Here is a 12852-nt window from a genome sequence, read left to right as displayed (position 1 = left end):
AAGCAGGATTTTCATAAATAGCGCATCAACTTTTTATATTCTCGTTGCAACTTTTATACATTTTGCTTCCGCTTTAACAAATCTGCCCTCCGCTTTTTATATAATGGCGGGCGCATTAACAAATCTTGCGACCGCCTTATATATTTTAGCCTCCGCTTTAACACTTCTCACATTGGCTTTAACAATTCTTGTTTCCGCTTTAACAATTCTAGCGTTGGCTTTAACACTTCTTGCGTCCGCACTTATACTATTACCTTCCGCTTTCAACTATAATAAAAAGTACAATTCGTGTATGCCTGGTGCGCAAACAAAAAAAGAGGCTGAAATCAATCAGCCTCTTTTCATTTAAAATATGCTTGTAGCTTACGCCAAAGAAACTCTCTTAAAGCCTACAATTTCTACATCGCCATACGTTTTTACGTAATCTGCAACGCTCTTTTTGTCGTCCTTAATAAAGTTCTGGTCAAGCAACGCTTTTTCGTGGTCAAGCGTAGTGTTATCGCTGATGAAGCGCTCCAATTTCCCCGGAAGGATTTTGTCCCAGATTTGCTCTGGCTTGCCTTCAGCTTTCAATTCAGCTTTTGCATCAGCTTCGGCCTGTGCCAAAACTTCAGGAGTCAATTGCGCTCTTGAAATGAATTTGGGAACGTTTTTAAGTGTCTTGCCCAAACGGCCCAACTCAATATTGTCTTTCTCGATAGCTGCAATACGCGCTTCAGTTTCAGATTCTACAAAAGCAGGATCAAAGTCTTTGTAAGAAAGAGTAGTAGCACCCATAGAAGCCACTTGCATAGAAACATCTTTTGTCAATTCCTCAGCATTGTCAACAGCTTTTGAAAGGCCAGTTAAAGCAGCAATCTTGTTTACGTGAACGTACGAACCTACAAATGGAGCTTCCAAAATTTCGTAACCGCCTATTTCTATTTTCTCACCTATAACACCAGTTTGCTCAGTCAATTTTTCAGCAACTGTCATTCCGCCAAAATCTGCAGCCAAAAACTCCTCTTTTGAGGATGTGTTAAGTGCAATCTCAGCCATTTTGTTTGCCATTTCAACGAAAGAATCGTTTTTGGCAACAAAGTCGGTTTCACAATTCAAGGAAATAGCCACACCTTTGGTGTTGTCGCTATTCACTTTTGCAGTGGCAACACCTTCGCTAGAGTCGCGGTCTGCTCTTTTTTCTGCAATTTTTTGACCTTTTTTTCTAAGGATAGAGATTGCTTCTTCCATATTTCCGTCTGCCTCAACCAATGCCTTTTTACAGTCCATCATTCCGGCTCCGGTAGCTTGTCTTAGTTTATTTACTTCTGCGGCTGTTATGTTTGCCATTTTTATAAATTTTTAAGTTTAATATTAAAAAAAGTCGTTCAAATTAATTTCAGCAAAGAAAAGAACCAAACGACTTTTAGATTTTAAGATAAAGTTATTTATTCTTCTTCGTTAAGAACTTCTTTCTTTGATTTTTGACGCACAGGCTTCTTTGCCTCTTTCATATCTTCTACGTCTTCTTCGTCAGTTGAAGGAACTTCGGCTTTTACTTTTTTAGCTTCTTTCTCTTTTTTGGGAGCTTTGGCTTTTTTTGCCATTCCTTCTTCATCATCGCTATCGTCATCACTACCAGCTTTTCTTTCAGAAAGACCTTCAATAATAGCTTCAGAAACAAAACTCATAATGCTCTCGATAGATTTTGAAGCATCATCGTTAGATGGGATTACGTAATCAATAACGCGTGGGTCGCTATTGGTATCTACCATTGCGAAGATCGGGATGTTCAATTTCATAGCCTCTGCAACTGCAATGTGCTCGCGAGTTGTATCAACTACAAAAAGTGCTGCCGGAAGGCGGCTCATATCAGAAATAGAACCTAAGTTCTTTTCCAATTTAGCACGAAGACGATCTACGGCCAAACGCTCTTTCTTAGAAAGGGTGTTGAAAGTTCCGTCCTGCTTCATTCTATCAATAGAAGCCATTTTCTTAACGGCTTTACGGATAGTTACAAAGTTGGTAAGCATACCGCCTGGCCATCTTTCAGTGATGTAGGGCATGTTTGCGTTCTTTGCTTTTTCAGCAACAATGTCTTTTGCTTGTTTTTTGGTAGCTACAAAAAGAATTTTGCGTCCACTGGCCGCAATTTTCTTTAGGGCGGCATTGGCCTCCTCGATTTTTGCAGCGGTCTTGTAAAGGTTGATAATGTGGATCCCGTTGCGCTCCATATAGATATACGGGGCCATGTTTGGGTTCCATTTGCGGGTTAGGTGGCCAAAGTGCACACCAGCTTCAAGTAAGTCTTTTACTTCTACTTTTTTTGCCATTTTGTTTTAGTTTACGTTCTGTGAAAGGATAGCAACCTGTTCCTAAATTATGGATTTGGTTTAGATGCTAAACTAACTCCGCCATAGACGGATAACAGCTTTTTTAATTAATAATGAATATGAACTTTTCAACTTTAATTGGGTATCCCCAAAGAGATACCCAATCTAGTTGAGTAATATTAACGTTTAGAGAACTGGAATTTCTTACGCGCTTTCTTCTGTCCGAATTTTTTGCGCTCTACCATTCTTGGGTCTCTTGTAAGCAAACCTTCTGGTTTCAGGATGCCACGATTTTCATCGTTAAGCTCGCACATAGCGCGGGAAATTGCAAGACGGATGGCTTCTGCCTGTCCTGTGATTCCACCTCCAAATACATTTACCGAAATATCGAAAGTCTTTTCGTTATCTGTAAGTGTCAAAGGTTGTTTTACTTTATACTGAAGTGTTCCAGTTGGAAAATAGTTTTCCAACTCGCGCTTGTTGATGGTAATGTTTCCTTTACCTTCTTTAAGGTACACACGTGCAACAGCGGTCTTTCTTCTGCCTATTTTGTGAATTGTCTCCATTACTTGTTGTCGTTAAGGTTAATAGTTCTAGGTTTCTGTGCTTCCTGTCCGTGGTTTGCGTCTGCATACACTTTTAGGTTTCTGAACATTTCTGCGCCCAATTTGTTTTTAGGGAGCATACCTTTCACAGCTTTTTCAACAAGCCTTGCAGGGTCTTTTTTGTACATTTCGGTAGCGGTAAGGCTACGTTGCCCACCGGGATAACCCGTGTGGCGAATGTACGTTTTATCATTCCATTTGTTGCCTGTAAGTTTTACGTTACCGGCGTTAATAATAATTACGTTATCACCACAATCTACGTGAGGGGTGAAACTTGGCTTGTGCTTTCCACGAAGTAATTTAGCAACTTCGCTGGCAAGACGACCCAATGCCTGGCCGTCCGCATCTACTAGCAACCATTCTTTTACAACGGTATTCTTGTTAGCAGATACTGTTTTGTAACTTAATGTATCCATTAGTTTTTTGTCAATAGGTTAATAAATCATTGTTTCTCACCCTTTAAACAAAACGGATTTTGTCTAAGAGGGGTGCAAATGTAGTGTTATTTATTTGAAAAGCAAGGGGTGGGAAATAAATTTTCTTTGAAAAAAGATCACTTTGCTGAAAGAATAAAGAGCCAAGAACCAAGACTGGGAAATCATTCCTTCACAAACTTTTTCAAGGCCACATTTTTCCCCGAATACAACTGTACATAATAAACCCCCAAGGCCAAGCTGGAAACATCGATGCTTGGAGAAATTGTGTCAACATCCAATTGCAAAACTTTACTGCCCGTCATGGTGTAAATGTTTACTTGGTCTATGGTTTTGTCTTGGGTATTTAGTTGTAATATGTTTTTTGTTGGGTTGGGGTAGAGGGTTATTGCTGTTGCGAATGGGTTTTCTTCTATTCCTAAGGTTTGGGCGTGTTTTATGATCCAATAATCTTGTTCACCGCGTGAATTTTCGGATTTATCTCCTGAAATATTTGATTGTGAGTTTCCTCCCAAAATATAACTTCCATCTGAAGATTGCATAACTGAAGTTATACCATCAATTTCACTTCCACCAATAGTATTTTGCCATTCAATAATCCCAACGTTGTTTATTTTAACTAACCAACAATCGAAATTGCCTTGCCCGTTTTCAGTTTTATCCCCTGAAATAGTAGACCGGGAGAACCCACCTATAATATAACCGCTATCGGAGGTTTGGTTTGCAGAATATGCTTGGTCAATATCATTGCCCCCAATAGTATTTTGCCATTCTATTGTTCCGTTTGAAGCAAGTTTAACAATCCAGAAGTCGGATTCCCCTTCTGAATTTTCGGTTTTGTCGCCTGATATATCTGAAGATGATCTTCCTGATAAAAGAAAGCCATTATCTAAAGTTTGTACTATAGAATTCAAAACATCTGTCCCACTGCCACCTATAGTTTTGTCCCACACGATGTCTCCAGAAGAATCTAGTTTTACAATCCAGAAATCAAATCCTCCTTTTGAATTTTCAGTTTTATTTCCAGAAATATTTGAGTCTGAATATCCTCCTAGAATACAACCGCCATCATGTGTTAATGCCATTGTAGAAAATGAGTCATATGATGACCCCCCGATAGTTTTCTGCCAAATAATATTCCCCGAAAGGTCTAGCTTTAATAGCCAATAATCATCTTCCCCAATTGCGTTTTCGGTCTTGTCGCCAGAAATGTTTGACCACGAATCTCCACTTATAAGATAACTGTCATTTGAAACTCTTATTTGGGGAAAACTTTCAGAATCACTCCCGCCTATAGTTTTGTCCCATTCTACATTTCCAGAAGCATCAAGTTTCACAATCCAATAGTCATCTAAACCTCTCGAGTTTTCAGATTTATCACCAGAAATGTCGGAGGTTGATTCCCCACAGGCAATGAATCCACCATCGGGAGTCAATTCAATAGAGTGAAGATCATCTAAAGCATTTCCCCCAATGGAATTCTGCCATTCAATATTACCATCTGCATCTGTTTTTACGATCCAAATATCAAAAAATCCATTGGAAGCGTCAGTTTTATCTCCTGAAATATCCGATCCTGAAGCACCTCCAACAATGTAACCACCGTCTGGTGTTTGTTTTATACTATAAAGTGTTTCATCTCCACTCCCCCCAATAGTCCGCTGCCAAAGAATGTTTGGGTCTTGGGCTTGGATGGTAAATACAAAAAAGAAAAGTGATAAAAGTGTAAAGGAGTTTTTCATAGTAAGTGCTTCAATATTTTGGCAGCAAAATACTGATTTCCCATAATCCATAACATAAAAAAGTTAAGAAATTCTTAAAATACAATCTACTTTACAGCTTAAAGCCTTGAAAACTGTAGCAAAATTAATGCGCCTCCAACCAATTCTCACCCACACCCAAGTCAACATCCAATGGAACGCTCAGCGTATAAGCATTTTCCATTTCGTGCTTTACCATGATTTTTAGTTTTTCGAGTTCGGGCTTATAGGCATCAAAAACCAATTCATCATGCACTTGAAGCAGCATTTTGCTTTTGTAATTTTCTGCTTCCAACTTTTTGTGAATGTTGATCATCGCAATTTTAATAATGTCTGCCGCACTTCCCTGGATTGGAGCGTTCACGGCATTTCGCTCTGCGGCACCACGTACTACTTGGTTGCTTCCGTTGATGTCTTTTAAATAGCGTCTTCTTCCCAAAACGGTTTGTACATAGCCGTTTTCGCGGGCAAACTGAATTTGTTCACTTATAAAATTCCGAAGTTTTGGATAGGTTTTATAATAGGTGTCAATCAAATCCTTCGCCTTTGTTCGGGACAGGTCGGTTTGGTTGCTGAGGCCGAAAGCTGAAACGCCGTATATAATCCCAAAGTTTACGGTTTTGGCATTGCTTCGTTGCTCCCGTGTTACTTCACTTAAAGGTACATTGAACACTTTTGAAGCCGTGGAGGCGTGAATATCCTCGCCATTTTTAAAGGCTTCAATCATATTGTCCTCTTCGCTCAACGCGGCAATAATGCGGAGTTCTATCTGACTATAATCCGCTGCCATCAAAACGTAATCCTCGTTTCTTGGGATAAATGCCTTTCGCACCTCACGCCCGCGTTCGGTTCGGATTGGAATATTCTGCAAGTTCGGATTGTTGCTGCTCAAACGGCCCGTGGCCGCGACGGTCTGCATATAATCTGTGTGAACCCTCCCAGTGGATGGTTCCACCTGCCCCGGAAGCGCATCAACATAGGTGCTTTTCAGTTTGGTGAGCCCTCGGTATTCCAAAACATCGCGGATTATTTTATGGTCTTTCGCCAAATAGGAAAGCACATCTTCTGCAGTTGAATATTGCCCCGTTTTGGTTTTTTTCGGCTTGTCTATCAGCTTCATTTTTCCGAAGAGAATATCGCCCAACTGTTTTGGCGAAGCAATATTGAATTCTTCCCCGGCTTCTTCGTAAATGTTTTTTTCAAGCTGAAGAATATCTTTGTCCAATTCTTCGGAAAGTTTTTTTAGGAAATCTTCGTCCAAATTGATGCCCTCCAATTCCATAGCCGCCAAAACACGTAGTAACGGCACTTCAATTTCGTCAAACAATTTTTGGGTATTTGCCTCGCCCAGCTCTTTTTCAAAATGCTCTTTTAATTGAAAGGTTACATCAGCATCCTCAACGGCATACTCGGTTTGCTTTTCAATGGCAACGTCTCGCATATTCAATTGGTTTTTGCCTTTTTTGCCAATCAATTCCGTAATTGAAACAGGGGTGTAGTTGAGGTAGGTTTCGCTCAAAACGTCCATATTGTGCCGCATATCTGGATTTATAAGATAATGCGCGAGCATGGTGTCGAACAATTTTCCTTTTACCGAAATATTATATTTCGCCAAAACCTTGATGTCGTATTTCAAATTTTGACCAATCTTCTCAATGGATTCGTCTTCAAAAAACGGACGTAGTGCTTCCAAAAGCTGTTGCGCTTCTTCTTTATTTTCTGGAAACGGAATGTAAAACCCTTTTCCCTTTTCCCAAGAAAAAGCAATGCCGACAAGTTCTGCTTCCAACGGATTCAAACTTGTGGTTTCTGTATCAAAACACACACTCTTTTGCTTCATCAAATTCTGAAGAAACAACTTGGTGCCCATTCCCGCTTGTACGGTTTGGTAGAAATGTTCGGTATTTTCAATAGTAGCACGGGAATTATAGCTTTTTATTTCTTCGGCTGCTTCGCCATCGCCGCCAAAAAGTGAAAATTGACCACTGCCTGCGGACGAAGCGGTTGTTTTTTTCGCGGTTTCAGAATTTGAAATCTGCGTCACTTTTTCCGCAGCGCCTTCTTCTGAAAACAGTTTTAAAAACTGCTCTTTCAATCTTCGGAATTCCAGTTCCTCAAAAATCTGTTGCACTTTTTCGCCGTCGGGCATGGAGAGTTCATAATCTTTTTCATTGAAAGTAACATCGCAAGTGGTGCAGATTGTGGCGAGTTTTTTGGACAGAAGTCCCAACTCGGCATTTTCTTCCACCTTTTCCCGCATTTTGCCTTTCAGCTTATCGGTATTTGCTAAGAGGTTTTCCATTGAGCCGAATTCCGCAATGAATTTTTTTGCGGTCTTTTCGCCTACGCCCGGTAGGCCGGGAATGTTATCACTGGCATCGCCCATCATTCCCAGATAATCAATTACCTGTTCCGGTCGCTCTACGCCAAAACGTTTTTGAACTTCCGGAATGCCCCAAATTTCAATGGCGTTGCCCATACGCGCCGGACGGTACATAAAAATATTTTCGGTTACCAGTTGCCCAAAATCCTTATCGGGCGTAACCATAAAAACTTGGTAGCCCTGTTTTTCTGCCTGTTGCGCAAGGGTGCCGATAATATCATCAGCCTCCAAACCTGATAGTTCCACGCATGGAATGTGCATTGCCTTAATTATTTCTTGGATAATCGGGATGGATTGACGGATTACGTCAGGCGTTTCATCTCGGTTTGCTTTGTAATCCGCAAACATTTCGGTGCGTTCGGTGCTTCCGTCCTTGTCGAAACAAACGGCCAAATGGTCGGGGCGTTCGCGGCGGATAACATCAAAAAGCGAATTGAGAAACCCCATAATGGCAGAAGTGTCCTGCCCTTTTGAGTTAATAGTTGGATTTTTTATAAGTGCGTAATACCCGCGAAAAATAAGGGCGTAAGCATCGAGAAGGAAAAGGCGTTTTTGGGTGGACATTTTGGATTTTTTAGACGAATTCCAAAACTACAAAACTTCTTCAATGGTGCGAAATTAATTGAATTGCAATTCGTATTTTTCCGCCCTAAAATATTTCAGATGAAAAAATATTCCCTAGTAATCCACGGCGGCGCCGGAACACTTGTAAAGGGCTTGATGACCCCGGAAAAAGAGGAAGCGTATAAAATTGCCTTAAATGAAGCGCTTGAAAGGGGCTATGCAATTTTAGAAAATAACGGGTCGGCGATGGATGCGGTGGAAACTGCCGTAAACCATTTGGAGGATTCCCCCCTTTTCAACGCGGGAAAAGGCAGTGTTTTTACCAATGATGGCACCCACGAAATGGACGCCGCAATTATGGATGGAAAAACGCTGGATGCAGGTGCAGTTTCTTTAATTACGGGAATTAAAAACCCAATTTCCCTGGCGCGGGATATTATGGAAAAGACAGATCACGTTTTTTTGGCGGGCGAAGGCGCGATGCGTTTTGCGAAAAGTTTGGATTATAATTTAGAGGCTCCCGAATATTTCTATGATGAACACCGCTACCAGCAATGGCAAAATATAAAGGACAGCGACAAGTTTCAGTTGGACCACAGTATGAAAAAGGAAGGCAAGTTTGGCACCGTGGGCGCAGTGGCCTGTGATAAAAACGGGAATATTGCCGCCGCAACCTCAACCGGAGGGATGACCAACAAGCGTTGGGGCCGTGTAGGCGACAGCCCAATGGTTGGTGCCGGAACCTATGCTAACAATAAAACCTGTGCCGTTAGCTGTACGGGCAGTGGTGAATACTTTATCCGTGGCGTGGTGGCGTATGATGTTTCCTGCTTAATGGAATACAAAGGAATGTCCGTGGAAGAAGCCGCTTCCGAAGTAATCAACAAAAGAGTTTTGGAAATTGGCGGTGATGGCGGTTTGATTGCCGTTGATGCCGAAGGAAACATTGCGATGCCCTTCAATACCGAGGGAATGTACCGTGCTTTTAAGACCTCCGAGGAAAGAAAGGAGATTAGTATTTATAGAGATTGATACTTCTTTTTTATAACCGGTTATTTCAACAGACAATATATAGCTAATTGCTACAAGGTTTCAACGTCTGTCATTTCCAAATGGATGGGCGAAATATGCACACGCTTCTCTTTAATGTCCAGTTTATCGCCGTTGGCCAAAATATGTGTTTTCAAATTTGTTATTGACATAGGAGAGCCCTCCGGCACCACGTCACGATTATTGTGTATTAGCCTGCGGGGGTCAAAAAGAATGACCATCCCGGAGCCTATTACTTCGCAGTTGTTTCGGTTTTTGATGACCATCCCTGTGTCTTCGGCAAGGCCGATTCCAATTTTCATGGGAAAACGAGCTACTGCTTCTGCCAGCCTTCCGAAGCGGCCGCGGCGAATAAAGTGCGAATCAATTATGAAATTTGGAATGTAACCCATACCCTTGCCCATATTAACCGCGCCTTTAGTAAAGGCTTCCTGCACGCCACCGCCGGTAATCATTTCCTCGCTCATGCACATGGCGCCCGCGCTGGTTCCGGCAATTACGAATTCTTCATTTTCGTATTTTTCCTTTATAATTTGGTTCAGCGTAGTGCCGCCTATGTACTTCACTATTTTGGACTGATCACCACCTGAAAACATAACGCAGTTGGCTTCTTTCATCAAATTGAGGAATTCGGGATTTTCAGCTTCCTCGCGGCTTCTAATATCCATGATTTTCACATTCTTGCAACCCAATTTTTGGAATGCAGAAAGGTAGTTCTCGCTCACTTCCACCGGAATACTGGATGCTGTGGGAATTACGATTATATGTGCATCTATGCCGCCACTTTCACGTACCACGCGTGCCAAAATACCCCGCTGTATATATTCCAGCGTATATCTTTCATTTTCTCCATTTCCTTTGTCTTCATTTCCACCTATGGGGATCAGTGTGCCTTTTACGCTCATGAATTTATTTGATTTGCGGGCAAAAATACGGTAATTGTTATAAAAATTAATCATATATTTATCAAATTCGAACTAAACTAACAAATCCGTCAACTTATGCGAATTAGAGAAATCAACGCCATGCGGGGACCAAATTACTGGTCTATACGCCGTCATAAATTAATTGTAATGGTTCTGGATCTGGAAGAGATGGAAGAACTTCCTTCAAACAAGATTGACGGGTTTAATGATCGGCTTAAAATGATGTTTCCCAGCATGTACAGCCATCGTTGTAGCGTGGGTGAACCGGGCGGATTTTTTCAACGTGTGGAAGAAGGCACGTGGATGGGGCATGTTATTGAACATATTGCATTGGAAATACAGACTTTGGCCGATATGGATACGGGCTTTGGAAGAACACGCGGTTATGGCGAAAAGGGCGTGTACAATGTGGTCTTTAGTTATATTGAAGAAAACGTGGGGCGCTATGCCGCCAAAGCTGCGGTCGATATTTGCAAGGCACTCATCTCGGGTGATAGCTATGATTTGGAAGCCGATATACAACGAATGCGCGAAATTCGTGAAGACGAGCGCTTAGGGCCCAGTACAGGCTCCATTGTTGAAGAAGCCGAAGCCCGTGGCATTCCGTGGATTCGTTTGAATAAATACTCCCTTTGCCAATTGGGTTACGGCGCTAACCAAAAAAGAATTCAAGCAACGGTAACTTCGGAAACCAGCAGTATTGGAGTGGAATTGGCTTGCGACAAAGAAGACACAAAATATCTTTTGGAACAGGCCGAAGTGCTCGTTCCCCGGGGTGATATTATTGGTCGCGAAAGCAGTCTGGAGGCTGCCTGTAGATACGTTGGGTTTCCCTTGGTTGTAAAACCGGTGGGCGGAAACCACGGTCGCGGAATAACGGTAAACATTAAAAATTATGAAGATGCTTTAGTGGCATTCCACGCCGCAAAAAATGTTTCTTCAAAAGTAATTATTGAAAAATACATCACTGGCGAAGATTACCGCCTATTGGTTATAAACAACGTTTTGGTTGCCGCTGCCAAACGCACCCCGGCAAATGTAGTGGGAGATGGAAAATCGACAATAAAGGAATTGGTTGATGAGGTGAACAAAGATTCCCGTCGTGGTTACGGGCACGAAAATGTACTCACAAAAATCACTATTAATGATTTAACCAAAACCATTATTGCTGCAAAGGGATATACTGAAGATTCCGTTCCTGCAAAGGGTGAAACTGTAATCTTAAAAGATACGGCAAACTTGAGTACGGGCGGTACGGCAGAGGATGTAACGGATATAGTGCATCCTTCTAACGTTTCCATGGCGGAGCGCATTTCAAAAATAATAGACCTCGACATTTGTGGAATTGATATAATGACTACCGACATAAGTAAACCGTTGGAAGAAACCGGAGGTGCAGTACTGGAAGTGAATGCTGGTCCGGGCTTTAGAATGCATTTGGCACCAACGACTGGCTTGCCAAGAAACGTTGCAGCTCCTGTGGTAGATAAATTGTTTCCGCAGCAGGGAAATACGGGACGTATTCCTATTATTGCCACTACGGGTACCAATGGCAAAACTACCACCACGCGCCTTATAGCGCATATGGCAAAAATGAAGGGATACAGAGTAGGTTACACCACCAGTGATGGCGTTTATATTCAGAATAGATTGTTGATGAAGGGAGATTGCACTGGGCCCGCAAGTGCCGAATTCGTATTAAAAGATCCTACCGTGAATTTTGCGGTTCTGGAATGTGCCCGTGGGGGGTTGTTGCGTGCGGGACTTGGTTTTAAAAAGTGCGATGTGGGCATCGTTACAAATGTTGCGGCAGACCACTTAGGACTGAAGGGAATACATACCATAGAACAATTGGCAAAGGTAAAAGGGGTAATTCCCGAAACCGTTTTGCCGGACGGCTATGCCATTTTAAATGCTGATGACGATTTGGTTTATGAAATGCGAAGAAGTATCAACTGCAACTTGGCGCTTTTTTCTATGGATGAGGAAAATCCGCGGATAAAGGCACTTCAAAAATTAGGTGGCATAACTGCTATTTATGAAAATGGATACGTAACCCTGTGCAGGGGCACGTGGAAGATGCGTATTATGAAAGCGGAAAATATTCCGTTGACGTATGGAGGGAAAGCGACGTTTATGATTCAGAACATCCTTCCAGCTGTAATAGCCGCAAACGTGCGCGGAATAGGAATTGAGGATATGAAAGTGGCTTTGGAAACTTTCATTCCCTCCGCATCTCAAACCCCTGGTAGGTTGAATCTTTTTAAATTTGAAAATTTCAGTATTCTATTGGATTATGCCCACAATCCCGCCGGAATGCGCGCGCTACAGGATTTCACCAATAATTTGGAGGCAACCGTAAAAGTGGGCATCATCGCGGGTGTAGGCGATAGAAGGGAAGAGGATACCAATGAGCTTGGAAGCATTGCAGCCGAGATGTTTGACGAAATAATTATAAGGCAGGACAAAAACCTTCGTGGAAAATCTGAGGAAGATTTAATAAAAATGCTGGATGCGGGAATTAAAATGAGGGATCCTAATAAGAAAACGACCATTATCCCTTCAGAAAAAGAAGCCATAACCCACGCCGTAAAAAATGCAAAAAAGGGCTCGCTTATAATTTGCTGTAGCGATGTTATTCCAGATGCGTTGGAACTTGTTATGAAATTTAAGGAACAGGAAAGCCGTGGCGAAATGATTTTTGCGCAATAAAAAAGCAAAAGCCGCTTCTCCTCAAAAGCGACTTTACTTTTTTAACACTGAAAATTGAAAACAATTTGATCAGGATTGATTTCGAAACAAAACTAATAGCTAACTA

Annotated in this window: 10 protein-coding genes; 3 read left to right on the top strand and 7 right to left on the bottom strand. The window is 41.8% G+C overall.

Features of this window, described 5'->3' with window-relative positions; all coding sequences use genetic code 11:
* Window positions 1-103 precede the first annotated feature (103 nt).
* Window positions 104-349, top strand: a complete 246-nt coding sequence (locus tag LS48_RS15240; RefSeq protein ID WP_131807687.1) for a hypothetical protein — start codon at window positions 104-106, stop codon at window positions 347-349.
* Window positions 350-363: 14 nt separating this feature from the next.
* On the opposite strand, the gene tsf is transcribed toward LS48_RS15240, so the two are convergent.
* The 6 genes from tsf to polA all read right to left on the bottom strand — a co-directional run bounded on the left by tsf (window position 364) and on the right by polA (window position 8058).
* Window positions 364-1329 carry a translation elongation factor Ts gene (tsf, locus tag LS48_RS03290; RefSeq protein WP_062619962.1) on the bottom strand — a complete coding sequence of 322 codons (966 nt, stop codon included), beginning with the start codon at window positions 1327-1329 and terminating at the stop codon, window positions 364-366.
* 98 nt (window positions 1330-1427) lie between these two features.
* Window positions 1428-2312 carry a 30S ribosomal protein S2 gene (rpsB, locus tag LS48_RS03285; RefSeq protein WP_062619960.1) on the bottom strand — a complete coding sequence of 295 codons (885 nt, stop codon included), beginning with the start codon at window positions 2310-2312 and terminating at the stop codon, window positions 1428-1430.
* Window positions 2313-2491: 179 nt separating this feature from the next.
* Window positions 2492-2878 (bottom strand): 30S ribosomal protein S9, encoded by a 387-nt coding sequence (gene rpsI / locus LS48_RS03280; RefSeq protein WP_045078935.1) that lies wholly within the window; start codon window positions 2876-2878, stop codon window positions 2492-2494.
* Window positions 2878-3333: a 50S ribosomal protein L13 gene (gene rplM, locus LS48_RS03275; protein WP_045078936.1), complete on the bottom strand. Its 456-nt coding sequence runs from the start codon at window positions 3331-3333 to the stop codon at window positions 2878-2880. The genes rpsI and rplM overlap by 1 nt, the downstream gene beginning before the upstream one ends.
* Before the next feature lie 182 nt (window positions 3334-3515).
* The gene (locus LS48_RS03270) at window positions 3516-5093 is read right to left on the bottom strand and encodes a T9SS type A sorting domain-containing protein (RefSeq protein WP_076692410.1); all 1578 of its coding nucleotides are present in this window, start codon (window positions 5091-5093) and stop codon (window positions 3516-3518) included.
* Window positions 5094-5217: 124 nt separating this feature from the next.
* Window positions 5218-8058, bottom strand: a complete 2841-nt coding sequence (polA, locus tag LS48_RS03265) for a DNA polymerase I (RefSeq protein WP_062619956.1) — start codon at window positions 8056-8058, stop codon at window positions 5218-5220.
* Window positions 8059-8157: 99 nt separating this feature from the next.
* On the opposite strand from polA, the gene LS48_RS03260 reads away from it, so the two are divergent.
* Entirely contained in the window at window positions 8158-9090 is a 933-nt protein-coding gene (locus tag LS48_RS03260) for an isoaspartyl peptidase/L-asparaginase family protein (RefSeq protein WP_062619954.1), read from the top strand.
* 50 nt (window positions 9091-9140) lie between these two features.
* Here LS48_RS03260 and LS48_RS03255 read toward each other — a convergent pair whose 3' ends face one another.
* Window positions 9141-10013: a cyanophycinase gene (locus tag LS48_RS03255; protein ID WP_045079316.1), complete on the bottom strand. Its 873-nt coding sequence runs from the start codon at window positions 10011-10013 to the stop codon at window positions 9141-9143.
* Between the two features lie 96 nt (window positions 10014-10109).
* On the opposite strand from LS48_RS03255, the gene cphA reads away from it, so the two are divergent.
* On the top strand, window positions 10110-12746 hold the full coding sequence (gene cphA, locus LS48_RS03250) for a cyanophycin synthetase (protein ID WP_062619952.1): 2637 nt from the start codon (window positions 10110-10112) through the stop codon (window positions 12744-12746).
* Window positions 12747-12852: the final 106 nt, after the last annotated feature.

Origin of the sequence: Aequorivita aquimaris, from assembly GCF_001573155.1 — a bacterium.
GTDB lineage: Bacteria > Bacteroidota > Bacteroidia > Flavobacteriales > Flavobacteriaceae > Aequorivita > Aequorivita aquimaris.
Note: the sequence above shows the minus strand (reverse complement) of the source record. Positions and strands in the feature narration are given on the sequence as shown.

What these genes read in the sequence shown, in the direction of transcription:
- LS48_RS15240 (WP_131807687.1), top strand. Translation starts at nt 104, where the DNA reads ATGGCGGGCGCATTAACAAATCTTGCGACCGCCTTATATATTTTAGCC.
- tsf (WP_062619962.1), bottom strand. Translation starts at nt 1,329, where the DNA reads ATGGCAAACATAACAGCCGCAGAAGTAAATAAACTAAGACAAGCTACC.
- rpsB (WP_062619960.1), bottom strand. Translation starts at nt 2,312, where the DNA reads ATGGCAAAAAAAGTAGAAGTAAAAGACTTACTTGAAGCTGGTGTGCAC.
- rpsI (WP_045078935.1), bottom strand. Translation starts at nt 2,878, where the DNA reads ATGGAGACAATTCACAAAATAGGCAGAAGAAAGACCGCTGTTGCACGT.
- rplM (WP_045078936.1), bottom strand. Translation starts at nt 3,333, where the DNA reads ATGGATACATTAAGTTACAAAACAGTATCTGCTAACAAGAATACCGTT.
- LS48_RS03270 (WP_076692410.1), bottom strand. Translation starts at nt 5,093, where the DNA reads ATGAAAAACTCCTTTACACTTTTATCACTTTTCTTTTTTGTATTTACC.
- polA (WP_062619956.1), bottom strand. Translation starts at nt 8,058, where the DNA reads ATGTCCACCCAAAAACGCCTTTTCCTTCTCGATGCTTACGCCCTTATT.
- LS48_RS03260 (WP_062619954.1), top strand. Translation starts at nt 8,158, where the DNA reads ATGAAAAAATATTCCCTAGTAATCCACGGCGGCGCCGGAACACTTGTA.
- LS48_RS03255 (WP_045079316.1), bottom strand. Translation starts at nt 10,013, where the DNA reads ATGAGCGTAAAAGGCACACTGATCCCCATAGGTGGAAATGAAGACAAA.
- cphA (WP_062619952.1), top strand. Translation starts at nt 10,110, where the DNA reads ATGCGAATTAGAGAAATCAACGCCATGCGGGGACCAAATTACTGGTCT.